General features: G+C 69.7%; 1 protein-coding gene. It reads left to right on the top strand.

Annotation, left to right across the window (positions count from 1 at the left end; translation table 11 throughout):
- The coding region (locus tag ADK60_RS25235; RefSeq protein ID WP_159400579.1) for a beta-ketoacyl synthase N-terminal-like domain-containing protein at positions 1-390 on the top strand (390 nt) is incomplete at both ends.

Genomic DNA, 390 nt, shown 5'->3' with positions numbered 1-390 from the left:
GAACAACACATCCAAGGCACCACCACCAACACCCCCACCACCACCCGCACCACCACCACCGACCACGACCCCATCGTCATCGTCGGCATGGCCTGCCACCTGCCCGGAGGGATCGACTCGCCGCAGCAGCTGTGGCAGGCGGTGCTCAACGGCACCGACGCCATCTCCGAGTTCCCCACCGACCGTGACTGGGACCTGGCGGGGCTCTACGACCCCGACCCCGGCAGCACCGGCAAGACGTACTCCACCCGGGGCGGATTCCTCTCCGGGGCGAGCGAGTTCGACGCCGACTTCTTCGGCATCAGCCCGCGCGAGGCCACCGCGATGGACCCGCAGCAGCGCCTGCTGCTGGAAACCTCCTGGGAGGCCCTGGAGCGCGCCGGCATCGAC

This window comes from Streptomyces sp. XY431 (assembly GCF_001279805.1).
Taxonomy (GTDB): Bacteria; Actinomycetota; Actinomycetes; order Streptomycetales; family Streptomycetaceae; genus Kitasatospora; species Kitasatospora purpeofusca.
This window is presented reverse-complemented; position numbering and strand designations above follow the sequence as displayed.